This is a genomic window from Paracoccus denitrificans, assembly GCF_900100045.1.
GTDB classification, from domain to species: domain Bacteria; phylum Pseudomonadota; class Alphaproteobacteria; order Rhodobacterales; family Rhodobacteraceae; genus Paracoccus; species Paracoccus denitrificans.
Genome location: NZ_FNEA01000002.1, coordinates 102258 through 126399, shown reverse-complemented (window position 1 = coordinate 126399; position 24142 = coordinate 102258). Strand labels below are relative to the sequence as shown.

Genomic DNA, 24142 nt, shown 5'->3' with positions numbered 1-24142 from the left:
TCCGCCCAAGCGGCTATCCTGACCTGACAAATACCCGGATCAACCGGGGACATGAGGCAGAAATTGGCGGGCAGGTCGAGCAGGACGGCCCCGAAAGTCGTGGTCCTGATGGGCGGACCCTCGGCCGAGCGCGAGGTGTCGCTTTCGTCGGGGCGTGAATGCGCGGTTGCGCTGCGGCAGGCGGGCTATGAAGTCGTCGAATTGGATGCGGGCAGGGATCTGCCCGCGCGTCTGGCCGAGCATGCGCCGGACGTGGTCTTCAACGCCCTGCATGGCCGCTGGGGCGAGGATGGCTGCGTGCAGGGCCTGCTGGAATGGCTGGGCTGGCGCTATACGCATTCCGGCGTGCTGGCCTCGGCGCTGGCCATGGACAAGTCCCGCGCCAAGGAGATCCTGCGCCTTGCCGGCCTGCCGGTGCTGGACAGCCTGATCGCCGATGCCGACGAGGTGCGCGCCCGCCACGTCATGGCGCCGCCCTATGTGGTCAAGCCGAACGACGAGGGCTCTTCGGTCGGGGTCTATATCGTGCACGAGGCCGCGAACGGCCCGCCGCAGCTTTCCGACAAGATGCCCGCGCGGGTCATGGTCGAAACCTATGCCCCGGGGCGCGAGCTGACCGTCGCCGTGCTGGGCGACCGCGCGCTTGGCGTGACCGAGATCGTTACCGAGGGCTGGTATGACTACGACGCCAAATACACGCCCGGCGGCTCTCGCCACGTCATCCCGGCCGACATCCCCGAGGAAATCGCCGCCGCCTGCCGCGATCATGCGGTGCAGGCGCATCGGGCGCTGGGGTGCCGCGGGCTGACCCGCAGCGATTTCCGCTGGGACGAAAGCCGCGGGCTGGACGGGCTGATCATCCTCGAGGTGAACACCCAGCCCGGCATGACGCCCACCTCGCTCGCGCCCGAGCAGGCGGCCCATTCCGGCATGGACTTTCCCGCGCTTTGCCGCTGGATCGTCGAGGAGGCGCTATGCAGGGCCTGAACCCCTTTCACCGCGACCAGGGGGCGGGGGGTCGGCCGGCCCCGGTGCGCCCCGCGCCCGCGCGTCCCGCCCCGGTGGCGCCGCGCACGCCGAGAAAGGACCCCGCGCCCTCGCGGCTGGCCTATCGGTTGAACCGGATGATGCTGCGGCCGCTGGTGCGGCGGCTGGTGCATGTCGGGCTGCCCGCCTTTCTGGCGGCGCTGGTGGCGGGGATCTGGCTTTCGGACGACACCCGCCGCGCCAACCTGACCGGCGGCATCGACGCCATCGTGGACCGCATCCAGCATCGCGACGAATTCATGGTCAAGATGATGACCATCGAAGGCGCCTCGCCGGTGGTGGACAAGGGGCTGCGCGCCATGCTGCCGGTGGAGTTGCCGGCATCGAGCTTCGAGATCGACCTGGAAAAGCTGCGCGAACGGGTGCTCAAGCTGGACGCGGTCGAGACGGTCGACCTGCGCATCAAGCCGGGCGGCGTGCTTTCGGCCGTGGTGACCGAGCGGGTGCCGGTGGTGCTGTGGCGCCATGCGCGCGGCATCGAGCTGCTGGACAAGACGGGGCATCGCGTCGCCTCGGTCACCTCGCGCGAGGTGCGCGGCGATCTGCCGATCATCGCCGGCGAGGGCGCCGACCGCGCCGCGCCCGAGGCGCTGGCGCTGATCGACGCCGCCGGGCCGATCCTGCCGCGCTTGCGCGGGCTGGAGCGCATGGGCGAACGGCGCTGGGACGTGGTGCTGGACCATGGCCAGCGCATCAAGCTGCCCGAGGACAAGGCGCTTCAGGCGCTGGAACGCGCCATAGCGCTGAACGGCGCCCTGCACATGCTGGACCGCGACATCTCGGTCGTCGACCTGCGGCAGGAGGCGCGGCCGGTGGTCCGGCTGGGACTGGAGGCGCAGAACGCCATCCGCCAGGCCCGAGGCCAGCCGGAACTGGGCCCGGACGGAACGCCGCTTGCGCCCGAGGCGACGGCGGGCAATGCGGCGAAAGCCAAGAAAAAGAGCGGCTAACAGCTTGAGGAGGCAGGGGAAATGAAGGATCTGTATCAGGGCCAGCGGGCAATGCGGAACATGCGCCGCCAGGCCATGCAGCGCGGCGTCATCGCGGTTCTGGACATCGGAACCTCGAAGATCGCCTGCCTCGTCCTGCAATTCGACGGCCCAAGCCAGTTCCGCGAGACCGACGGCGTCGGCCCCATGGCCGGGCAGTCGAATTTCCGCGTCATCGGCACCGCCACCACCCGTTCGCGCGGGATGCGCTATGGCGAGATCGAGACCATGGCCGAGACCGAGCGCGCCATCCGCACCGTGATCCAGTCGGCGCAGAAGGTCGCGGGCGTGCGCGTCGATCATGTCATCGCCTGCATCTCGGGCGCCCGGCCGGCCAGCTATGGCCTTGCGGGCGAGATCGTGCTGCCCGCCGGCAAGGTCGGAGAGGGCGACGTGGCGCGCGTGCTGGCCGCCTGCGAGGTGCCGGATTTCGGCCGCGGGCGCGAGGTGCTGCATGCCCAGCCGGTGAATTTCGCCCTCGACGGCCGCTCGGGCCTGTCGGACCCGCGCGACCAGTCCGGCAGCAGGCTGGCCTGCGACATGCATGTGCTGACCATCGACGGCGATGCGGCCAGCAACCTGGTGCATTGCATCCGGCGCTGCGACATGGAACTGGCGGGCGTGGCCTCGGCCTCCTATGCCTCGGGGCTTGCCGCGCTGGTCGAGGACGAGCAGGAACTGGGCGCCGCCTGCATCGATCTGGGCGGCGGCACCACCGGGGTTTCGGTCTTCATCAAGAAGCACATGATCTTTGCCGATGCCGTCCGCTTCGGCGGCGAGCTGATCACCCAGGACATCGCCAAGGGGCTGCGGGTCAGCCATGCCGTGGCCGAGCGTCTCAAGACCCTGCATGGCGGGCTGGAGGCCACCGGCCGCGACGACCGCGAGATGATCGAACTGGGCGGCGAGACCGGCGACTGGGACACCGACCGCCGCGCCGTCAGCCGCGCCGACCTGATCGGCATCATGCGCCCACGGGTCGAGGAGATCCTGGAAAACGTCGCCGGTATCCTGGACGCGGCGGGCTTCGATTCGATGCCCTCGCGCCAGATCGTGCTGACCGGCGGCGGCAGCCAGATCCCCGGGCTGGACGTGCTGGCCTCGCGCATGCTGGGCCAGAACGTGCGGATCGGCCGGCCGCTGCGCATCCAGGGCCTGCCGCACAACGCGACCGCGCCGGGCTTTTCCTCGGCCATCGGGCTGGCCTTGCTGACCGCGCATCCACAGGACGAATGGTGGGATTTCGACATGCCCACCGAACATTATCCGGCGCGCAGCCTGCGCCGGGCCTATCGCTGGTTCCGCAACAACTGGTAGGGCTGCGGAACCCGGATGCGGTGGTGTGGGCGCGCGCCTCCACCACATGCAGCAGAATGGGCAAGATGCCGCCGAAAACCCCAGCGTCCACCGCGATATTTGGTGTGCCGGGTGTGTTTTTCGGGTGACGCTCGGCGCGAATCTGGCTAGGCTGGCCAGCATACGGGGATTCGACCGGACTGCGCACATGTCCGGCGCAACAGATGAAGGCAGGCGAGACATGGAACGGCAGATTCACCTGATGCTGAATGATGACCAGGAACTGAAGCCGCGCATTACCGTCTTCGGCGTCGGTGGTGCGGGTGGCAATGCGGTCAACAACATGATCGACAAGCAGCTGGAGGGCGTCGAGTTCGTCGTGGCGAATACCGATGCCCAGGCGCTGCAATCCTCCAAGGCCGAAAGCCGCATCCAGATCGGTCCCAAGGTGACCGAGGGGCTGGGCGCCGGCGCCAAGCCTTCGATCGGCGCCAAGGCCGCCGAGGAAACCATCGAGGACATCGTCGACCACCTGATGGGTGCGCATATGTGCTTCATCACCGCCGGCATGGGCGGCGGCACCGGCACCGGCGCTGCCCCGATTATCGCTCAGGCCGCGCGCGAGATGGGCATCCTGACCGTCGGCGTCGTGACCAAGCCTTTCCAGTTCGAGGGCACCAAGCGCATGCGCCAGGCCGAGGAGGGCGTCGAGCAGCTCCAGAAGGTCGTGGACACGCTGATCATCATCCCCAACCAGAACCTGTTCCGGCTGGCCAACGAAAAGACCACCTTCACCGAAGCCTTCGCCATGGCCGACGACGTGCTCTACCAGGGCGTCAAGGGCGTGACCGACCTGATGGTGCGCCCGGGCCTGATCAACCTCGACTTCGCCGACGTGCGCGCCGTGATGGACGAGATGGGCAAGGCGATGATGGGCACCGGCGAGGCCTCGGGCGAGAACCGCGCCGTGCAGGCGGCCGAGAAGGCCATCGCCAACCCGCTGCTGGACGAGATCAGCCTGAACGGCGCCAAGGGCGTGCTGATCAACATCACCGGCGGCTACGACCTGACCCTGTTCGAAATGGACGAGGCGGCCGAGAAGATCCGCGAAAAGGTCGATCCCGACGCGAACATCATCGTCGGTTCGACGCTGGACCCGTCGATGGAGGGTTCGATCCGCGTCTCGGTCGTGGCGACCGGCATCGACGCCTCGGCGGCCGAGCTTCCCGTGCCGCGCCGCGGCATGAAGGAGCCGCTGACCCAGCACCCGCCCGTCGCGCAAAAGCCGGTCGAGGAAGAGCTGCCGGTGCCGCCGCGCCGCACCGCGCCCATCGCCGAATCCGCGCCGGTTTCGCGCCCGCAGCCCTCGGCTCCGGCCGCGCATTACGACGAAGAGGACATGCCGCGCCCGGCCTATCAGCCCGAGCTGCGCCAGCCCGCTGCCCCGGCTGCACCCGCCGCGCAGGGTGATGCGCTGAACGGCGATGCGGGCGGCTTCGTTGCACCCACCCGCCGTCCGCAGGCCCCGGCCGGCACGCCCTCGGATGCGGTGATGCAGCGCCTTGCCGCCGCCGTGCAGAAGGCGCCCGAGCGTCAGGCCGCAGCCCAGAACCGCGCCGCCCAGCAGCAGCAGCCGGCCGAGCAGGGTCGTGCGCAAGGCCGCATGGGTGGGCTCAGCCGCATGCTCGAACGCATCTCGGGTCATGGCGAACAGGCCGACAAGCCGGCGCCCTCGACCATCGCCGAGCGCGTGAACGAACGGGTCGCGGCGCGCAACCGCAGCGGATTCGATGCCGGTTTCGACGATCTGGCCAGCCCCGACCGAGCCGGCGACAATGTCGAGATCCCGGCATTCCTGCGCCGCCAGGCGAATTGAGCCGATCACAAGATTCCGGCGACGGATTGAGAGGGGACCGCTTCGGCGGTCCTTTTCCATTTTGAAATCATATGGTTACGGATGGAGGCCGGGTAGGGGACGGAACCCCCGGCCGATTGTTTCACCCCGTTACAAAAGGTTATTTGAGCAATCGGCAGGGGATGCCTAACTGAACTTCACGGCTGGCGGGAAGTCCCGTCGCCAAGGTTGTTCACAGGAATCGGCAGGCAAGACCATGCAGACCACCATCGCTCAGAAAGCCCAGTTCCGCGGCGTCGGGCTGCATTCGGGTGCGGCCGTCCGGCTGACGATCCTGCCGGCTCCGGCGGATCACGGCATCGTCTTCGTGCGCACCGATCTGGACCGCGCCCGCATTCCGGCGAACTGGGACCACGTCACCCCCTCGCAGCTTTGCACCTTGTTGGACAACGGCCGGGGCGCCACCGTCTCGACGGTCGAGCATGTGATGGCGGCGCTGTCGGGAACCGGCATCAACAATGCCGTGGTCGAGGTGAACGGGCCGGAAGTCCCGATTCTCGACGGTTCCTCGGCGCCCTTCGTGCAGGGCATTCTGGAGGCCGGCCTGCGCCAGCAGCACGCCCCCCTGCGCGCGATCCGCGTCCTGCGCGAGGTCGAGGTGCAGCAGGGCGAGGCCTTTGCCCGCCTGTCGCCCGCCGATCACCTGGAGATCCATTTCGACATCGACTTCGTGGATGCGGCGATCGGCCACCAGGAAAAGCGCCTCGACATGGCGAATGGCAGCTTCGTGCATGAGCTGATGGACAGCCGCACCTTCTGCCGCCAGGCCGACGTGGTGCAGATGCAGCGCAACGGGCTGGCGCTTGGCGGCACCTACCTGAACGCCGTGGTGGTCGATGGCGACAAGGTGCTGTCGCCGGGCGGCCTGCGCCACCGCGACGAGGCCGTGCGCCACAAGATGCTGGATGCGGTGGGCGACCTCGCGCTGGCCGGGGCGCCGCTTCTGGCGCGCTATACCGGCCATCGCGCCGGGCACGCCATGACCAACAAGCTGCTGCGCGCGCTTTTCGCCCAGCCGGATGCCTGGGAATGGGTCACGCTGACCCCGGCGATGGAAAGCCGCCAGCCCGGCGCCGGGGTCATCGCCTCGGCCGCGCGGCTTGCGCCCCGCGCCCGCCAGCTGGCCGTCGCCTGAAGGTGACGGCCGTGCCGCCGCTTTTGCGGTTTTGGCATTTTGCGCAGCCGGATTTTCTGTGCTAGGACGACCGGGCCGCGCGGGCCTTCCGCCCATGCGGCGGCGTGAATTTCTGACGGGCGGGATGGAATGACAGTCATCAGATCGGGTTCCTTGGTCGCGGCTGTGCTGTCGTTGGGCCTTCTGGCAGGGTGCTCCGGCGGTGCGGGGAAGAAGCCCGAATCATTCGAGAATTTCACCGCGGAAGAGATCTACAAGCGCGGCGAATACGAGCTGGAGAATTCCCGCAGGCCCAAGGACGCGGTGCAATACTTCACCGAGGTCGAGCGGCTTTATCCCTATTCCGAATGGGCGAAGCGTGCGCTGATCATGCAGGCCTATTCCTATCACCGCGCCCGCGACTACGAAGAGGCGCGCGGTGCCGCGCAGCGCTTCATCGACACCTATCCGGGCGACGAGGACGCGGCCTATGCGAAATACCTGCTGGCGCTGTCCTATTACGACCAGATCGATGAGATCGGCCGCGACCAGGGCCTGACCTTCCAGGCCCTGCAGTCGCTGCGCGAGGTGATCGAGCAATATCCCGACACGGAATATGCCCGTTCGGCCATTCTGAAGTTCGACCTGGCCTTCGACCATCTCGCCGCCAAGGAGATGGAGATCGGCCGCTACTACCTCAAGCGCGGCCATTACACCGCGGCGATCAACCGTTTCCGCGTCGTGGTCGAGGAGTTCCAGACCACCAGCCACACGCCCGAGGCGCTGATGCGCCTGACCGAGGCCTATCTGGCGCTTGGCCTGAACGACGAGGCGCAGACCGCGGGCGCGATCCTGGGCCACAACTTCCAGTCCTCGCCCTTCTACCAGGATGCCTTCGCCCAGCTGCGCGGCCGTGGCTTGCAGGCCGAAGCGCGCGGCGACAGCTGGCTGACTCGGGTCTATCGCCAAGTCATCCAGGGCAAGTGGCTGTAGCCCGGCGATGCTGCGGCATCTCGACATCCGCGACATGCTGCTGATCGACCGGCTGGAACTGGCGTTCCGGCCGGGCCTGAACGTGCTGACCGGCGAGACCGGGGCGGGAAAGTCGATCCTGCTCGACTGCCTGGGCTTTGTCCTGGGCTGGCGCGGCCGTGCCGATCTGGTGCGCGCGGGCGCAAGCCAGGGCGAGGTGACGGCGGTCTTCGACCTGCCGCCCGGCCATCCCGCCCGCACATTGCTGGACGAAGCGGGCTTTCCGGTTTCCGACGAGCTGATCATCCGCCGGGTGAATGCCGGCGACGGGCGCAAGACCGGCTGGATCAACGACCGCCGCGCCTCGGGCGAGGTGCTGCGCATGCTGTCCGAACTGCTGGTCGAGCTGCATGGCCAGCATGACGACCGCGGCCTTCTGAACCCGCGCGGCCATCGGCTGCTGCTCGATGCCTTTGCCGGCGTGGACCTGGCGCCGACCCGTGCCGCCTGGGCCGCCCGGCGCGCGGCGCGCGCGGCGCTGGAGCGGGCCGAGGCGGCGCTGGCTGCCGCCAGGGGCGAGGAGGAGTTCCTGCGCCACGCGGTGGCCGAACTGGACAAGCTCGATCCGCAACCGGGCGAGGAGGCCGAGCTGGATACCCGCCGGCGGGCCATGCAGGGCGCCGAGCGCATCCGCGAGGACGTGGCGCGGGCCTTGCAGGCGCTGGGCCCCGAGGGGGCCGAGGGCGCGATGCTGGATGCCGCGCGTTGGCTCGACGGTGCCGCCGAGCGGGCCGAGGGTCGGTTGGAGAACCCGGCCGCCGCATTGCAACGGGCGTTGATCGAACTGGGCGAGGCGGTCTCGGGCGTCGAGGCGGCGCTGGAGGCGATGGATTTCGACCCGCGCGACCTGGAGGCGACCGAAGAGCGGCTGTTCGCGCTGCGTGCCCTGGCGCGCAAGCATGACGTGCTGGCCGACGATCTGGCGGGCCTGGCCGACGAGTTGCGGGCGCGGCTTTCTCGGATAGACGCGGGCGAGGGGGATCTGGCGCGCCTGCGCGACGCGGTGGCTGCGGCCGATGCCGCCTACGACGCGGCGGCGGCTGCCCTTTCGCAACAGCGCGCCGCGGCTGCTGAGCGGCTCGATGCCGCGATGGCGGCCGAGCTTGCGCCCTTGAAGATGGAGCGGGCGGTTTTCAGAACCCGGCTGTCCGAGGCCGAGCCGGGCCCTGAGGGCCGCGATATCGCCGCCTTCACCGTCGCCACCAATCCGGGCGCGCCGGCCGGTCCGCTCGACCGCATCGCCTCGGGCGGCGAGTTGTCGCGTTTCCTGCTGGCGCTCAAGGTCTGCCTGGCGCGGGGCAACGATGCGCTGGTGCTGATCTTCGACGAGATCGACCGCGGCGTGGGCGGCGCCACCGCCGATGCGGTGGGCCGGCGCCTTGCCCGGCTGGCCGAGGGGGCGCAGGTGCTGGTCGTCACCCACAGTCCGCAGGTCGCGGCGCTTGGCGGGCATCACTTCCGGGTGGCGAAATCGGTGCAGGACGGCATGACCACCTCGCAGGTCACGGCGCTGACCGCCAGCCAGCGCATCGAAGAGATCGCACGCATGCTTTCGGGCGAAGAGATCACGCCCGCCGCGAAAGAGGCGGCGCGCGCCCTGCTGCAAGTCTAGTCCATGATCCGGTCCACCTGCCGGATGATCGACAGTACCTGCGCGCTTTCCGGGTCATAGCGGATCAGCTTGCCGTCGACGATGCCGTAGCGGCTGCCCGAGGGCGCCTCGCTCATGCCGTAGAGACCGGGGCGCGTCACCTGATGCAGGCGCGCGTTGTCGAGGCGGTCACCCACCCGCAGCATGGTGGGCGCTTCGGCGGCGGCCGGTTCCGCCGCCTGCCCGGCACTTTGGGCAAGAGTGGCCGGGGCAAGGACGGCGAGCAGCCCGGCGGCGAGAATCAGGCTCTGGCGATTGCGTAACATGGCTCCAGCCTGGCACAGAAAACTTGATCGAGGGTTAAACGCCGCAAACCCCCGATCGGCTCCCTCACGAATGCGAGAAATCAGCCCTGCCGGTGCCGAGCCTCGAATCTGGGCAGCATGGCCGAGAAATCGCGGCCCTTTCCGTCCTCGTCCTCGACGAAGCGGGCATAGAGCGCGGCGGCCAGTTCGCCCATCGGCGTGTCGGCATCCGCGGCCTCGGCGGCCTGCTGGGACAGCCGCAGATCCTTGAGCATCAGCTCGGCGGCGAAGCCCGGCTTGTAGCCGTTGTCGGCAGGCGACGCCGGCCCCACCCCCGGCGCAGGGCAATAGGCGTTCATCGACCAGCTATAGCCCGAGGAGGTCGATACCACGTCGAACATCCTCGCGCGGTCCAGCCCCAGCTTGTCGGCCAGCGCAAATGCCTCGCAGGTGGCGATCATGGTCACGCCCAGGATCATGTTGTTGCAGATCTTGGCGGCCTGGCCGGCGCCCGCCTCGCCGCAATGCACCGCCTTCTGGCCCATGATGTCGAAGAGCGGCTTCACCTTGTCGAAAGCCTCGGCCGAACCGCCGACCATGAAGGTCAGCGTGCCGGCGGTGGCACCGCCGACCCCGCCCGAGACCGGCGCGTCCAGCGCGCCCAGGCCCGCCGCCTGCGCCTGCCCGGCCACCGCGCGGGCGCTTTCCACGTCCACCGTCGAGCAATCGCAGAACACCGCGCCCGCGGCCATGGCCGGGACGATCTCATCCGCGACCGCGCGCAGGATGGCGCCGTTCGGCAGCATGGTGATCACCACCTCGGCGCCCGCGGCAGCCTCGGCGGCGCTGGCGGCCTTGACGACGCCCCCGGGCATCGGCGCGGCCAGGTCGAAGCCCGCGACCTTGTGCCCCGCCTTGGCCAGATTGGCCGCCATCGGGCCGCCCATATTGCCCAAGCCGATGAATCCGATCTTCATTTGCCGTTCTCCCATTCGATTTCGTCCTCGCCCAGCGGTGCCAGCATCGCCTCGACATGCGCCGGGCTGGCATCGGCCGACCATTGCGGGTTGCGATCCTTGTCGATGATCTGCGCCCGCACGCCTTCCAGGAAATCGCTCTCGGCCGTGGCGCGGGCGGTAAAGCGCAGCTCTCGCGCCAGGCTGTCGCGCAGGCTAGCATCGCCGCGCGCGGCACGCACCAGCGCCAGCGTAGCCGCCATCGACAGGGGCGAGTTGCGGCGCAGCGGCTTCAGCGCCGCCTCGTCGCCCGCCGCCTCCAGCGCGGCGACGATCTCGGCCACGGTATGGCCGCCGAAGGCCGAAAGGTCGCGGCCCTCCAGCGGCGCCTCGGGGCGGGGGTGGGGCGCGAGCGCCGCCACGTCGCCGGTCTCGGCCAGCCGCTCGATCAGCGCCGGCCATTCCGCCTCGGGGATATAGCTGTCCGCAAAGCCGGTGAAGATCGCGTCGCCGGCGCCGATCCGCGCGCCGGTCAGGCCCAGGTATTCGCCGCAGCGGCCGGGCGCATGGCCCAGAAGCCAGCTGCCGCCCACGTCCGGGATCAGGCCGATGCCGGTTTCGGGCATGGCGATCTGGGTGCTGTCGCCGACGATGCGGTGGCTGGCATGGCCGCCGACGCCGACGCCGCCGCCCATCACGAAGCCCTGCATGAAGGCGACGATGGGCTTGGGATATTCGGCGATCCGCGCGTTCATGCGGTATTCGTCGCGAAAGAACTCGCGGCCGACCCGGTGGTCGCCTTCCAGCCCGGCGCGATAGACCGCGGCGATGTCGCCGCCCGAGCAGAAGGCGCGCTCGCCCTCGGCATCGATGACGACCAGCGCCACCTCGGGATCGTCGCGCCACTCTTGCAGCGCCGCGTCGATGGCCAGCGCCATCTCGTGGCTCAGCGCGTTCAGCGCCTGCGGGCGGTTGAAGGTCAGGCGCCCGGCGCGGCGGTCCTTGCGGATGATCATCTCGGCCATTCAGTCACGCTCCGCCAGCAGGCCGCGGCCGACGATCAGCCGCATGATTTCATTGGTGCCTTCCAGGATCTGGTGCACGCGCAGGTCGCGCACGATCTTTTCGATCCCGTAATCGGCAAGATAGCCGTAACCGCCATGCAATTGCAGGCACTGATTGGCGACCTCGAAGGCGCGGTCGGTCACATGCAGCTTGGCCATGGCGCAGAACTTGCTGGCGTCGCGGTCGCCCCGGTCCAGCTTCCATGCCGCCTGGCGCAGGAAGATGCGCGAGGATTGCAGCGCCGTCTCCATCTCGGCCAGGCGGAATTGCAGCGCCTGGAACTGGTCCAGCGTCTGGCCAAAGGCGCGACGCTCGCCCATGTAGCGCAGCGTCGCGTCCAGCGCCGCCTGCGCGCCGCCAAGCGCACCGGCCGAGATGTTCAGCCGCCCGCCGTCCAAGCCCGCCATGGCATAGGCGAAGCCCCGGCCTTCCTCGCCGATCAGGTTTTCCTCGGGGATCACGCAATCGTCGAACTGCACCTGGGCGGTCGGCTGCGCCTTCCAGCCCATCTTGTGCTCGAGCGCGCCGAAGCTGAGGCCGGGCGTGCCGGCCTCGACCACCATGGTCGAGATGCCGCGCGGCCCGTCCTGCCCGGTGCGGACCATGACCAGATAGCAATCCGAATAGCTGCCGCCCGAGATGAAGGCCTTGGTGCCGTTCAGCTTCCAGCCGCCCTCGACCCGCTCGGCCCGCGTGCGCAGCGCGGCGGCGTCCGAGCCCGAGCCCGGCTCGGTCAGGCAATAGGAGAACACCTTTTCCATGCTGCACAGGCCGGGCAGCCAGCGCGCCTTGTTCGCGTCGGTGCCGAACTTGTCGATCATGCCGCCGCACATGTTGTGGATCGACAGGAACGAGCCGACCGAGGGGCAGGCCATGGCCAGCGCCTCGAAGACCAGCGTCGCGTCCAGGCGCGAAAGCCCGGTGCCGCCGTGTTCCTCGCCGACATAGACGCCGCCGAAACCCAGCTCGGCGGCCTTTTGCCACAGTTCGCGCGGAATGGTGCCCGCCTCTTCCCAGGCGCGGGCTTGGGGCGCGATTTCCGCCGTCCCGAAATCCCGGGCCAGATCGAATATCGCCTGCTGCTCTTCGCTCAGCGCGAAATCCATGTGCTCCCCCTCATGTCTTTCGTGATGATGTATCTTGCCGGTCATGGCCGGGAAATGTTGCGCAAGTTTTGCAGGCTTGCGCGGAAAAGGGCGGGGGCGTCTCCGCCCCCGCCCGAAAGTCGCTTAGTCCATGGCCTTGAAGTTCAGCGCCACGCCGTCCTTGATGCCCGAGAACCAGCGGGCGGTGACGGTCTTGGTCTTGGTGTAGAAGCGGAAGGCGTCCGGGCCGTATTGGTTCAGGTCGCCGAAGGCCGACTTCTTCCAGCCGCCGAAGGTGTAGTAGCTCAGCGGCACCGGGATCGGGAAGTTGATGCCGACCATGCCCACGTTCACCCGGCTGGCGAAGTCGCGCGCTGTGTCGCCGTCGGCGGTATAGATCGCCGTGCCGTTGCCATAGTCGTTGTCCATGACCAGGTTCAGCGCATCCTCGTAGCTTTGCGCCCGCACGGTCGAGAGCACCGGGCCGAAGATCTCTTCCTTGTAGATCTCCATGTCGCGGGTCACGTTGTCGAAGAGCGACGGGCCGCAGAAGAAGCCGTTCTCATAGCCCTGGATCTTCAGCCCGCGACCGTCCACGACCAGCTTGGCGCCCTGTTCCACGCCGGAATCGATCAGGCGGTTGATGCGCTCCTGCGCCGCCTTGGTGATGACCGGGCCGAAATCCACGTCATCGCCGGCGGTATAGGGGCCGACCTTCAGCTTTTCGATCTTGGGGATCAGCCGTTCGATCAGCGCGTCGGCAGTCTTGTCGCCGACCGGCACCGCGACCGAGATCGCCATGCAGCGTTCGCCCGCCGCGCCGAAGCCGGCGCCGACCAGCGCGTCCGCCGCCTTGTCCAGGTCGGCATCGGGCATGATCAGCATGTGGTTCTTGGCGCCGCCGAAGCATTGCGCGCGCTTGCCGTTGGCGGCGGCGCGGCCATAGATGTATTGCGCGATCGGGGTCGAGCCCACGAAGCCCACGGCCTGCACAGTCGGGTGGTCCAGGATCGCGTCCACGATCTCCTTGTCGCCGTTGACGACCTGCAGCACGCCGTCGGGCAGCCCGGCCTCTTGTGCCAGTTTCGCCAGCATGATCGAGGTCGAGGGCACGCGCTCGGACGGCTTCAGGATCATCGCGTTGCCCGAAGCCAGCGCCGGACCCATCTTCCACAGCGGGATCATCGCCGGGAAGTTGAAGGGGGTGATGCCCGCGACCACGCCCAGCGGCTGGCGCATCGAGTAAAGGTCGATGCCGGGGCCGCCATTGTCGGTGAACTCGCCCTTGAGCAGCGCCGGCGCGCCCATGCAGACCTCGATCACCTCAAGGCCGCGCTGCACGTCGCCGCGCGCATCGGGCAGGGTCTTGCCATGCTCGCGCGAGACCAGCTCGGCCAGCTTGTCCATGTTGTCGTTAATGAGCTGGCCGAATTTCATCATCACCCGCGCGCGGCGCTGCGGGTTGGTGGCGGCCCAGGCGACCTGCGCCTTTTCGGCGCTGCGCACGGCGGCGTCCAGCTCGGCCGGGGTGGCCAGCGGCAAGCGGGCGATCACTTCGCCGGTCGCCGGGTTCATGACATCGCTGAAGCGGCCCGAGGTGCCCTTGACCTCTTTGCCGTCGATCCAGTGCGAAAGTTCTTCCATGGGTGCCTCCCGAGGGTTTCACGGTTCGGGCGGATCATAGACTTGCAGCATTGCCGGAAAAAGAGGAAGTCTGGCAAAAGGGTTTTGCATTTCTGCAAAGGTGGCCGGCATGGACTGGGACGACCTGCGCATCTTTCTGGCCGTGGCGCGCGCCGACAGCCTGTCGGGGGCCGGTCGCCGGCTCGGCATCGACGCCTCGACGGTGGGCCGGCGGGTGGCGCGGCTGGAAGGCGCGCTGGGGGCCAAGCTTTTCGTCAAGACGCCGCAGGGCTATGCGCTGGCGCCCGAGGGCGAGCGGCTGCTTCCCCATGCCGAGGCGGTCGAGGCGGCGCTGAGCGGTGCCGAAGAGGCGCTGAGCGGGCCGGGCGACCTGACGGGACAGCTGCGCATCGGCGCGCCGGACGGCTGCGCGAACTATCTTTTGCCGCAGGTCTGCGCGCGCCTTTCCGAGGCGCATCCGCAGCTGGAGATCCAGATCGTCGCGCTGCCGCGGGTCTTCAACCTGTCCAAGCGCGAGGCGGACATGGCCATCGCCGTTTCGCAGCCGCAGGCGGGGCGGCTGGTGGTGCAGCGGCTGACCGACTATCAGCTGCACCTGGCGGCGCATGAGGATTACCTGCGCGCCCATCCGCCGATCCGCTCGCGCGAGGATCTGCGCGGTCATCGCATGATCGGCTATATCGCCGACATGATCTTCGACCGCGAACTGGATTACCTGACCGAGACGGGCGCGGAATGGGCGGCGCTGACCTCGAACTCGGTCTCGGTGCAGATGCAGGCGATCCGGGTGGGGGCGGGGCTGGGCATCGTGCACGACTTTGCGATTCCCTTTTGCCCCGGCGTGCGGCGGGTTCTGGCAGACCAGATTTCGCTCAGGCGCAGCTTCTGGCTGATCCGGCACGCCGACGACCGCCGCTCGCAGCGGATGAACCGGCTGGCGGATGCGCTGGCGCAGGGCATCCGGGCCGAGGTGGCGCGGCTTCAGGCGCTTGTCGTCCCTTGATCGCTGCACTGCGACATCGGGCTTGACGCAAGCGCGGGTTGAGGTGACGCTGGGCGCCAGGACAGCCTTCGCCAGCCTGAGGAGGAATAGCAATGCTCGTCAACCAGATCCTTTCGATGAAAGCCAGCGGCGAGATTTTCACCGTCGCCCCGGGCGCCAGCGTGGCCGATGCCGCCAAGCTGCTCTCGGAAAAGCGCATCGGTGCGATCGTGGTCTCCGAGGATGGCAAGGTTCCGCTGGGCATCCTGTCCGAACGCGACATCGTGCGCGAACTGGGCCGGCGCGGCGCCGATGTGCTTGGCCTGCCGATCACCGAACTGATGACCCACAAGCTTGCGACCTGCACCACAGGCGAGGACGCGCTGGTGATTCTGGACCGCATGACCCAGGGCCGTTTCCGCCACCTGCCGGTGGTGGACGAGGCGGGCGCGATGGTGGGGCTGATCTCGATCGGCGATGCGGTCTCGGCCCGGCTCAAGGAGCTTGCGGCCGAGAAAGAGGCCCTGACCGGCATGATCATGGGCAATTGAGCCGGCGCCTTCCCGCCCGTCCCGCGAATCGCCGGATGGGCGCATGGCCTTGCATTCCTTGGCGAAACCCTGTTTGACTGTCGGCATTCGGCGAGGAGAAGGCAATCCCATGCGCATCGGGCTTTACCCAGGCACCTTCGATCCCATCACTCTGGGTCATCAGGACATCATCCAGCGCGCGCTGGAGTTGGTGGACCGGCTGGTGATCGGCGTCGCCATCAACCGCGACAAGAGCCCGCTGTTCGCGCTTGAGGATCGCGTCGCCATGGTGCGCGAGGAATGCGACCGGATCGTCGCCAAGCGCGGCGGCGAGATCGTCGTCCACCCGTTCGAGAACCTGCTGATCGATTGCGCCCGCGATGTCGGCGCCACGGTCATCGTGCGCGGGCTGCGGGCGGTGGCGGATTTCGAATACGAATTCCAGATGGTCGGCATGAACCGGGCCATGGACGACAGCATCGAGACCGTGTTCCTGATGGCCGATGCCCGCCGCCAGGCCATCGCCTCGAAGCTGGTCAAGGAGATCGCGCGGCTGGGCGGGGACGTCTCGAAATTCGTCTCGCCCACCGTCAGGGATGCGCTGGTCGGCCGTTTCGCGCGCTGAGGCTGTTTCTTTACCATCGGCCTGCTAACCTTTGTCCCATCGACGGAGGAACAGATGGTCGTGACCGATTCGGACCCCAAACCCATTCCCACCCCGATTCCCGATCCCGAGCGGGAGCCGCTGCCCGACCCCTTGCCCGATCCGGGCCCGGACGAGATCCCGCTGCCGGCGGTGATCGGCCTTGACGCCATTCCGGCGGTGCTGGCGGCGGGCTGGCGGGATTTCCGCCGCGCCCCCGCCTTTGGCCTGCTGTTCGCGGCCTTCTATGTCATGGGCGGGCTGGTGCTGACTACGGTCGCCACGGCTGCGGGGCAGGAATGGTGGTTGATGCCCTTCGTCGTCGGCTTTCCGCTGATCGCGCCCTTTGCCGCCGTCGGTCTTTACGAGGTCAGCCGGCGCATCGAATCGGACCGGCCGCTGATCTGGCGCGAGGTGCTGGCCGTCGTCATCGCGCAAAAGGACCGGCAGGTGCCCTCGATGGCCATGGTCATCCTGTTGATGTTCATGTTCTGGGTCTTTGTCGCCCATACCATCTTTGCGCTGTTCATGGGCGTTTCGGCGCTGACCAACATCACCTCCTCGCCCGAGGTGCTGTTGCAGGGCCGCGGCCTGGTCATGCTGGTGGCAGGGACGGCGATCGGTGCGGGCTTTGCGGCGCTGCTGTTCTCGATCACCGTGGTCGGGCTGCCGCTGATCCTGGACCGCGAGGTGGACCTGGCCTCGGCCATCATCGCCAGCTTTCAGGCGGTCGGGGCCAATCTGCCGGTCATGCTGTCCTGGGCGCTGGTGATCGCCACGTTGCTGTTTGCCGGCATCGTGCCGCTGTTCCTGGGGCTGTTCATCGTGCTGCCGGTGCTGGGCCATGCCAGCTGGCACATGTATCGCCTGCTGATGCCGGACGCCGAGCCGATGTCATGAAAAAGGGCGGCACAAGGGCCGCCCGTCCTGCCGGATGATCCTGCGATCACTCGGCCGCGTCGGCCTCGCGCGCGGTGGGGGGCGCCAGCTTCTTGGTGACGCCATTGGCCAGCGGATCTTCCTGGCGCTGGACCGAGCCTTCGAAATGGGCGCCGGATTCGATGGCGATGGTCTTGTGGATGATGTCGCCTTCGACGCGGGCGGTGGCAGTCAGGCGGACCTTCAGGCCACGGACGCGGCCGACGACGCGGCCGTTCACCACCACCTCCTCGGCGACGATCTCGCCGCGGATGGTGGCGCTTTCGCCGACGACCAGCTGATGGGCACGGATGTCGCCCTCGACCGTGCCTTCGATCTGGATGTCGCCCTGGGTCTGGATATTGCCGGTGACGGTCAGGTCCGAGGACAGGACCGAAGGCGTGGTGCGCGCCCGCGGCGCGGCTGCCGGAATGTCGTAACTCGTGTCGAGGCTGCGCGCGGGTTCGGGCTCGGGGGTCGGCTGGGTGCGGGGGCCAGGTTCGGTGACACGGGTCTTAGAAAACATTTTGGGCTGCCTTGATGAAGCTCATGGGATTCACGGCACGGCCGTTCACGCGGACTTCGTAATGAAGATGCGAGCCGGTCGATCTGCCGGTATTGCCCATATCACCGATCTGGCTGCCGCGCGATACCTTTTGGCCGGCCTTCACGCGAATCTTGGACAGGTGGCCATAGCGGGTTTCGGTGCCCAGCTCGTGCTGGATCTTGATCAGGTTGCCATAGCCGCGCTGCCAGCCGGCAAAGATTACCGTGCCCTCGCCCGTGGCATAGACCGGCGTGCCGACCGGGGCGGCCATGTCGATGCCCTCATGCGCGCGGCCCCAGCGCCGGCCGAAGGGCGAGGTATAGCGGAAAGCCGACTTCACCGGCATGGCCAGTGGCATCTTCTCGATGGCGATGCGATAGCTGTTCACCTGGTCCAGCGTGATCAGGATCTCGTTGGCCTTGGCCTCGCCCTGGCTGATCTCGGCATTGCCGCTGGAGGAATAGCTGACCGGGTTCAGCGGCCCGCCCTGGCCGGAATAGCCGCGGCGCACGGTCTTGAGGATCTCGTCCGGGTTCATGCCGACGGCGCGGAACATGTCGTCCAGCGGCTTGACCGAGACCGAGACGGCATCTTCGAGCTGCGCCAGGATTTCGTCGTTGCGCGCGACGATCTGGTCGCGCTCCAGCGTGACGGCGTCGGCAAGGCGCTTGGCGTCCTCGGCCTGCTGCACTGCCTCGATGCGCTGGCTGGCCGCCTGCTTCAGTTCGCCCGACAGGATGTCCAGTGCGGCTTGCAGTTCGGCGGTGCGGACGGGGGCGGCCTCGCCATCGGCGGCGGCCAGGGCCTCGGCCTGGTGCTGGGCCCTCACGACATCCTGCAGGCTGGCCTGCACCGCGCCCAGGCCGGTTTCCAGTTCGCGCCGCTGCGCTTCGGATTCCAGCAGCAGCGACTGCATGCGCGACACCTGGTCCAGCGCGACGGCAAAGCGGTTCTGCGCGGCCGCGGCCTCGGCGGCGCGGCGGTCGCGTTCGGCGGACAGGTCGGTCAGCCGCGCTTCGAAGGCGCTTTGCGCCAGCCGCGCCTCGTCGCGGGCCGAGCCGGCGCTGATCGCGTCGATGACCAGGATCGAGCTGGCGATGATCGACCAGCCGAAAACCAGTGCGATCCCGCCAAGGCCAAGAAGCTGCGTGGCCGGACGCAGCCGCAGGAAGCGGGTCGTTTTGTCCGATTTCAGGAAGAGGCGCTGCTCTGGCAGCCAGCGCTCAAGCACCGAATTCAGGCTATGAGTGATGCGCAATGTCCCGGGTCCATATTGTTTCGGCCGACCTGCCGGGCAGAGGCGGTCATGGCTGCGCACGGATAAATCCGACCTGTGCTCAAAGCGCAACAGCGGTGGGGCCTCTGCACATCCCTTGGGCGGATTGACGCCGATCCATGCCCGAGCGGCGGGTGGATATCCGCCGGTGGCAAGGGCGATCGGCAATGCAACCCAAGATTGATCTCGGGAATAATCCAGACAAATGGCTGAAATGGAAAGTATAATTTGTCAGCACGATTGCCCGGATCGCTTTCGGCCGGCCACAGCGCCCATTTGTCGCAGACTGGGGAGTTTGCCACGCAAATGGGCAGGGTGCCCTGATCCCGGTGCCGGGCCGGGCGATTCCCTTGCGGTTTTCGCGGCCGGCGCAGGAACCGTGCGGCGGTTCGGGGCGTTTGCGGCCGTTTCAGGCGATCTCATAGGGCAGCGGCCCGGGCCGATCCGGGGGGATGCGGATATGGCGGTCCACGGGGGGCACGGAACGCTGATGGCAGTTCGGCCGGGGGCAGATCCGGCAAGAGACGCCGATCGGCTCGAACAGCTGCGGATTGCCGATATCCAGCCCGTCGGCATAGACCACCTCGCGGGCATGGCTGATCTCGCAGCCCAGCCCGATGGCGAAGCGGCGCACGGGGGCGCCAAAGGCGCCCGCGGGTTTCGATACGTCCCGCGCCAGCAGCAGGTAACGCTTGCCGTCCGGCGTCTCGGCCAGTTGCCGCAGGAAGCGGCCGGGCGTCTCGAAGGCCTGATGCACGTTCCACAGCGGGCAGGCGCCGCCGAAACGGGCGAATTGCATCCGCGTGGCGGAGTGGCGCTTGGTGATCGTGCCCGCCTGATCGACGCGGACGAAAAAGAACGGCACCCCCCGGTCGCCGCCGCGTTGCAGGGTCGAGAGCCGATGCGCGACCTGTTCCAGCGAGGCGTGGAACAGATGCGCCAGCCGTTCCAGGTCGTGCCGTTCGGTCCGGGCGGTGGCAAGAAACTGGGCATAGGGCATCATCGCCGCGCCGGCGAAATAGTTCGCCAGCCCCAGTCGCGCGATGTCGCGGGCTGAGGCGCTGCGGAACCGCGCAAGCTCCAGCGTCGCTTCCAGAAGGTCGCCGCGCGTTTCCAGCGCCAGCAGATGCAACAGCTGGAAGGCTTGCGTCGCGGGCTCGGCCGCCGCGTTCAGCGTGATGCGCTTGCCCTCGCGCAGATAGACCGGGCCGCTGCCCAACTCGGCCATGACCACCTCGATGCCGCGCTCGGCCAGCGCGGCGATGGCGCGGTCCAGCGGGCGCAGGTCGGGACGCGAACGGGCGAAATGCTCGGCGGCGCGGTCCACGGCGTCGATATAGTTGTCGCAGTAATGGAAGAAGTCGCGCACCTCTTCCCAGGGCGAGGGCGTGGCATTCTGCGCCCCGGCGCCAAGCGCCTCGTCCAGTGCGGCCAGCCGCTCCTGCCCCTCGCGATGGGCGCGATAGAGGTCTAGGAACGCGCGGGCCAGCGCCGGCGCATTGGTCGCGGCCAGCCGCAGGTCGGCACGCGGCGGCGTCGCGTCGAACAGCGGATCGGCCAGCGCCTCGGCCATGTCCATCACCATGCGCTCGGCATCGCCCACCGCCATGGCGCCCAGATCGACCGAGAATTCCGAGGCGAGCCGCAGCAGAACCCCGGCCGAGACCGGGCGGTGGTTGTTCTCCATCTGCGAAAGATAGGGCAGTGAAACGCCCAGCCGGTCGGCGAAGGCGCGCTGGGTCAGCCCGGCGCGGGCACGCGTCTCGCGCAGCGCGACGCCGGCATAGATCTTCTGGGTGGCCATCTGACCTCCTGGCTTTGCAAAGACAGGGATACGCTTTGCAAATGCCTTGCCGCAAGAGGGATCAGCCGCGGCTGATGACCTGCCTTTCGCGGATCATGACCCACAGGATGAAGCCGATCGAGGCGACGGCCGACCCCGCCATGATGACCAGCAGCGGCAAGGCGCCGGTATCGTCGTGCAGCAGCGCGCCGGCCAGCGCGGCCAGGCCCGCGCCGCCCGCCACCGCCATGGCGCCGCCCAGCCCGCTGGCGGTGCCGGCCAGTTCGGGGCGCACGCTCATCATCCCGGCATTGGCGTTGGGCAGGAGCATGCCGTTGCCCAGCCCCATCAGCCCGACCGAGCCGAAGAAGACCAGCGGCGTCAGCCCGCCCATCAGGTCGACCACCAGCGCCAGCACTAGGAAGACCGAGCAGATCAGCGCTCCCGACAGGATCATCCGGTTCATGCCGATCCGGGTCGAGAACCGGGCCGAAAGGTAATTCCCCAGCGCATAGCCGATCGAGGGGCCGGCGAACCAGTAGCCGACCTCGGCCGGCGACAGGTGCAGCACCACCTGGCCGACAAAGGGCGCGCCGCCCAGATAGGCGTAGAACGATCCGGCGCTGAGCGTCGCGGCCAGCGCATAGCCCCAGAACCGCTGCGAACGGGCCAGGACCGGATAGGTCGCGACCTGCTGGCGCAGCGGCACGCCGCCGCCGCGCGCCGTCTCGGTCAGGTCGAAGGCGCACAGCGTCATGACCGCCAGCCCGGCCAGCCCCATGGCGACGAAGCTGGCCCGCCAGCCCAGCGTCTCGTCCAGAACGCCGCCCAGGGTGGGCGCGACCATCGGCACCAGCGACATGCCCATGGTGACATAGCCGATCATGCTGGCCGCCTGTTCGGCCGGCACGATGTCGCGCACCACGGCACGGCTGATGACGAAGCCGGTCGTCACCACCGCCTGGATCAGGCGGAAAAGCATGAACCAGCCGGCATCCGTGGCCAGCAGCGCCCCAAGGGTCGCCAGCAGGAAGATCGCAAACGAGCCCAGCACCACCGGCCGGCGCCCAAAACGGTCGCTGATCGGGCCGCAAAGCAGTTGCAGGACCGCGCTGACCGCCAGGAAGGCCGAGACGGACAGCTGCATGAAGCCGTATTCCACGCCGAAATCCCGCGCCATGGCCGGCAGCGAGGGCAGGAAGATATTCATCGAAAGCGCCCCGGCGGCCGAGATCGAAACCAGCGTCAGGATGCTTGGACGGCGGGGGGTGGAGGGGGGCGCGCTGCTCATGCCCGCACCTTTGCCCGGCCGGCGGGCGAAGGCAATCGCCTGTTTACGCGGTACTGTTTCGCGTCAATGCGCAGTGCTGCCGGAATTGTGGAAGATCAGGAAGGCGCCGAAGCAGATGCAGGCAAAGCCGGCCGCCACGTTCCAGGTCAGCTTCTCGCCCAGCCAGGCCCAGGAGAACAGCACGAAGACCGAAAGGCTGATCACCTCCTGGATGGTCTTGAGCTGCGCGGCGTTGAAATGCCCGTAGCCGCTGCGGTTCGCCGGCACCTGCAACACGTATTCGAAGAAGGCGATGCCCCAGCTGACCAGGATGACCAGCAGCAGCGGCGCGGCCTTGAACTTCAGATGCCCGTACCAGGCGACGGTCATGAACAGGTTCGACAGGATCAGCAGGCCGATGGTGACGAAAGGCACCGGCAGGTTCATTCGGCAGGATCCCAGCTGCGGTGTTTTTCCAGGTTTCCGAAGCGGGTGAAGCGGCCCTCGAAGGACAGCTCGACCGTGCCGATGGGGCCGTGGCGCTGCTTGCCGATGATGACCTCGGCCTTGCCGTGGCAGGATTCCATGACCTGCTGCCAGGTGGCCATCTTGTCGAGGTCGTGGTCGGCGGGCTTCTCGCGCTCGCGGTAATATTCCTCGCGGAAGACGAACATCACGATGTCGGCGTCCTGCTCGATGCTGCCGGATTCGCGCAGGTCGGAAAGCTGCGGGCGCTTGTCCTCGCGCGCCTCGACCTGGCGCGACAGCTGCGACAGGGCGATGACGGGGATGTCCAGTTCCTTGGCGACGGCCTTGAGGCCCTGGGTGATCTCGCTGACCTCGTTGACGCGGCTGTCCTTGGCCGAGGCTGCGCGCAGAAGCTGGAGATAGTCCACGATCAGCAGGTCCAGCCCCATGGTGCGCTTGAGCTTGCGGGCACGCGCGGCCAACTGATTGATCGGCAGTGCCGGCGTATCGTCGATGTAAAGCGGGCAGTTCTGCAAGTCATGCGCGGCCTTGACGAAGCGGCGGAACTCGTCCTCGGTCATGTCGCCGCGGCGGATCGCCTCGCTGGGAACCTCGGCGGCTTCGGACAGGATGCGCGCGGCCAGCTGCTCTGCCGACATCTCCAGGCTGAAGAAGCCGACGACGCCCCCCGCCACCGTGCCATGGCTGCCGTCGGGCAATTCGCCCAGCTTGTGCGACTTGGCGACGTTGAAGGCGATGTTGGTCGCCAGCGAGGTCTTGCCCATCGAGGGCCGGCCGGCCAGGATGATCAGGTCCGATCGGTTCAACCCGCCCATCTTGCCGTCGAGGTCGACCAGCCCGGTCGAGACGCCCGACAGCCCGCCGCCCCGGCTGAAGGCGGCATTGGCGGCGTTCAGGGCCCCGGTGACGGCGGCAAGGAAACTCTGGAACCCGCGTTCGGCCACGCCCTGCTCGCCGAGCTTGTAGAGGACCTGCTCGGCTTCCTTGATCTGCTCCTCGGCGGAATCGCTGACCGAGACGGTCGAGGCACGCGCGGCGATGTCCTGGCCCAGCCCGATCAACTCGCGGCGCAGGGCGAATTCGCGGATCATCTGCGCATAGTCGCGTGCGGCATGGGACGAGATCGCCGCCCCCGCCAGCCGCGCCAGATAGGCCGGGCCGCCCAATTCCTTGAGCCCGGCGTCGTGCTCCATGAAGGCCTTGATCGTCACGGGGCTTGCCAGCGCGTTCCTGGCGATGCGCTCGGCGCAGATCTCGTAGATGCGTCGATGGACCGGATCGTAGAAATGCCGCGCCTGGATGATGCGGGAAACGTGGTCGTAGACCTCGTTATTGGTCAGGAGCGCACCCAGCAACTGCTGCTCGGCCTCGATCGAGAAGGGCACCGCCTGCGCGGCGGCGGCCTCGGCGATCTCGCCGGGCTTCCTGACTTCGACGGCGCGCAACTCGCTCATCCCATGCTCTCCGACGTCCGACTCGGCTGGGGGTCGTTATCCACCTTATGCGCCCCGGGGTCCATCGGGATATGCTGTGGATAAGCTGTGGGCGAATTGCCGCCCCCGCGCCTGTGGCAAGGGCGGCATGGGTATTTGAAAAACGGAAAAGACAAGGTGCGGCACCCGGCCTTTCCGTTTCCTAAATACCCATGCGACCGTGCGGAAGCTC

The 24142-nt window shown here is 68.0% G+C and carries 22 protein-coding genes; 11 read left to right on the top strand and 11 right to left on the bottom strand.

The window, feature by feature from the left end; genetic code table 11:
* The first annotated feature begins 63 nt into the window (after positions 1-63).
* The 7 genes from BLT64_RS01830 (at position 64) to recN (ending at position 9005) form a co-directional block, all read left to right on the top strand.
* Positions 64-987, top strand: a complete 924-nt coding sequence (locus BLT64_RS01830) for a D-alanine--D-alanine ligase (protein ID WP_175474396.1) — start codon at positions 64-66, stop codon at positions 985-987.
* On the top strand, positions 975-1997 hold the full coding sequence (locus BLT64_RS01825) for a cell division protein FtsQ/DivIB (protein WP_011750714.1): 1023 nt from the start codon (positions 975-977) through the stop codon (positions 1995-1997). Before BLT64_RS01830 ends, BLT64_RS01825 begins: the two co-directional genes overlap by 13 nt.
* Before the next feature lie 21 nt (positions 1998-2018).
* Positions 2019-3353 (top strand): cell division protein FtsA, encoded by a 1335-nt coding sequence (gene ftsA, locus BLT64_RS01820; protein WP_011750713.1) that lies wholly within the window; start codon positions 2019-2021, stop codon positions 3351-3353.
* A gap of 220 nt (positions 3354-3573) precedes the next feature.
* Positions 3574-5208 (top strand): cell division protein FtsZ, encoded by a 1635-nt coding sequence (ftsZ, locus tag BLT64_RS01815; RefSeq protein ID WP_011750712.1) that lies wholly within the window; start codon positions 3574-3576, stop codon positions 5206-5208.
* 235 nt (positions 5209-5443) lie between these two features.
* Entirely contained in the window at positions 5444-6382 is a 939-nt protein-coding gene (lpxC, locus tag BLT64_RS01810; protein WP_011750711.1) for a UDP-3-O-acyl-N-acetylglucosamine deacetylase, read from the top strand.
* 129 nt (positions 6383-6511) lie between these two features.
* Entirely contained in the window at positions 6512-7354 is an 843-nt protein-coding gene (locus BLT64_RS01805; protein WP_011750710.1) for an outer membrane protein assembly factor BamD, read from the top strand.
* A gap of 7 nt (positions 7355-7361) precedes the next feature.
* Entirely contained in the window at positions 7362-9005 is a 1644-nt protein-coding gene (gene recN, locus BLT64_RS01800) for a DNA repair protein RecN (protein WP_011750709.1), read from the top strand.
* On the opposite strand, the gene BLT64_RS01795 is transcribed toward recN, so the two are convergent.
* From BLT64_RS01795 to BLT64_RS01775, 5 genes are all read right to left on the bottom strand, one after another.
* Positions 9002-9310, bottom strand: coding sequence for a hypothetical protein (locus BLT64_RS01795; protein ID WP_011750708.1), 309 nt, complete (start codon positions 9308-9310; stop codon positions 9002-9004). The genes recN and BLT64_RS01795 overlap by 4 nt on opposite strands.
* An 80-nt stretch (positions 9311-9390) precedes the next feature.
* Entirely contained in the window at positions 9391-10266 is an 876-nt protein-coding gene (mmsB, locus tag BLT64_RS01790) for a 3-hydroxyisobutyrate dehydrogenase (RefSeq protein WP_011750707.1), read from the bottom strand.
* On the bottom strand, positions 10263-11270 hold the full coding sequence (locus tag BLT64_RS01785; protein ID WP_011750706.1) for an enoyl-CoA hydratase/isomerase family protein: 1008 nt from the start codon (positions 11268-11270) through the stop codon (positions 10263-10265). The genes mmsB and BLT64_RS01785 overlap by 4 nt, the downstream gene beginning before the upstream one ends.
* Positions 11271-12416, bottom strand: coding sequence for an acyl-CoA dehydrogenase family protein (locus tag BLT64_RS01780; protein WP_011750705.1), 1146 nt, complete (start codon positions 12414-12416; stop codon positions 11271-11273).
* Between the two features lie 123 nt (positions 12417-12539).
* Positions 12540-14039 carry a CoA-acylating methylmalonate-semialdehyde dehydrogenase gene (locus tag BLT64_RS01775; protein WP_011750704.1) on the bottom strand — a complete coding sequence of 500 codons (1500 nt, stop codon included), beginning with the start codon at positions 14037-14039 and terminating at the stop codon, positions 12540-12542.
* Between the two features lie 109 nt (positions 14040-14148).
* Between BLT64_RS01775 and BLT64_RS01770 the strand changes: the two genes are divergently transcribed.
* The 4 genes from BLT64_RS01770 (at position 14149) to BLT64_RS01750 (ending at position 17094) form a co-directional block, all read left to right on the top strand.
* On the top strand, positions 14149-15042 hold the full coding sequence (locus tag BLT64_RS01770) for a LysR family transcriptional regulator (RefSeq protein WP_011750703.1): 894 nt from the start codon (positions 14149-14151) through the stop codon (positions 15040-15042).
* Between the two features lie 92 nt (positions 15043-15134).
* Entirely contained in the window at positions 15135-15572 is a 438-nt protein-coding gene (locus BLT64_RS01765) for a CBS domain-containing protein (RefSeq protein WP_011750702.1), read from the top strand.
* Between the two features lie 109 nt (positions 15573-15681).
* On the top strand, positions 15682-16176 hold the full coding sequence (coaD, locus tag BLT64_RS01760; protein ID WP_011750701.1) for a pantetheine-phosphate adenylyltransferase: 495 nt from the start codon (positions 15682-15684) through the stop codon (positions 16174-16176).
* 54 nt (positions 16177-16230) lie between these two features.
* Positions 16231-17094, top strand: a complete 864-nt coding sequence (locus BLT64_RS01750; protein WP_011750700.1) for a DUF2189 domain-containing protein — start codon at positions 16231-16233, stop codon at positions 17092-17094.
* Between the two features lie 46 nt (positions 17095-17140).
* On the opposite strand, the gene BLT64_RS01745 is transcribed toward BLT64_RS01750, so the two are convergent.
* The 6 genes from BLT64_RS01745 to BLT64_RS01720 all read right to left on the bottom strand — a co-directional run bounded on the left by BLT64_RS01745 (position 17141) and on the right by BLT64_RS01720 (position 23931).
* A complete protein-coding gene (locus tag BLT64_RS01745) occupies positions 17141-17638 on the bottom strand; it encodes a bactofilin family protein (RefSeq protein WP_011750699.1) in 498 nt (165 codons plus the stop codon).
* Positions 17628-18917 carry a M23 family metallopeptidase gene (locus BLT64_RS01740; protein WP_041530486.1) on the bottom strand — a complete coding sequence of 430 codons (1290 nt, stop codon included), beginning with the start codon at positions 18915-18917 and terminating at the stop codon, positions 17628-17630. Before BLT64_RS01740 ends, BLT64_RS01745 begins: the two co-directional genes overlap by 11 nt.
* 427 nt (positions 18918-19344) lie before the next feature.
* Complete coding sequence (locus tag BLT64_RS01735) at positions 19345-20739, bottom strand: helix-turn-helix domain-containing protein (protein ID WP_011750697.1); 1395 nt, start codon at positions 20737-20739, stop codon at positions 19345-19347.
* A 61-nt stretch (positions 20740-20800) separates the two neighbouring features.
* Positions 20801-22009, bottom strand: coding sequence for a multidrug effflux MFS transporter (locus BLT64_RS01730; RefSeq protein WP_011750696.1), 1209 nt, complete (start codon positions 22007-22009; stop codon positions 20801-20803).
* 63 nt (positions 22010-22072) lie between these two features.
* Complete coding sequence (locus tag BLT64_RS01725) at positions 22073-22435, bottom strand: DMT family protein (protein WP_011750695.1); 363 nt, start codon at positions 22433-22435, stop codon at positions 22073-22075.
* Positions 22432-23931, bottom strand: a complete 1500-nt coding sequence (locus BLT64_RS01720) for a replicative DNA helicase (RefSeq protein ID WP_011750694.1) — start codon at positions 23929-23931, stop codon at positions 22432-22434. The genes BLT64_RS01725 and BLT64_RS01720 overlap by 4 nt, the downstream gene beginning before the upstream one ends.
* Positions 23932-24142: the final 211 nt, after the last annotated feature.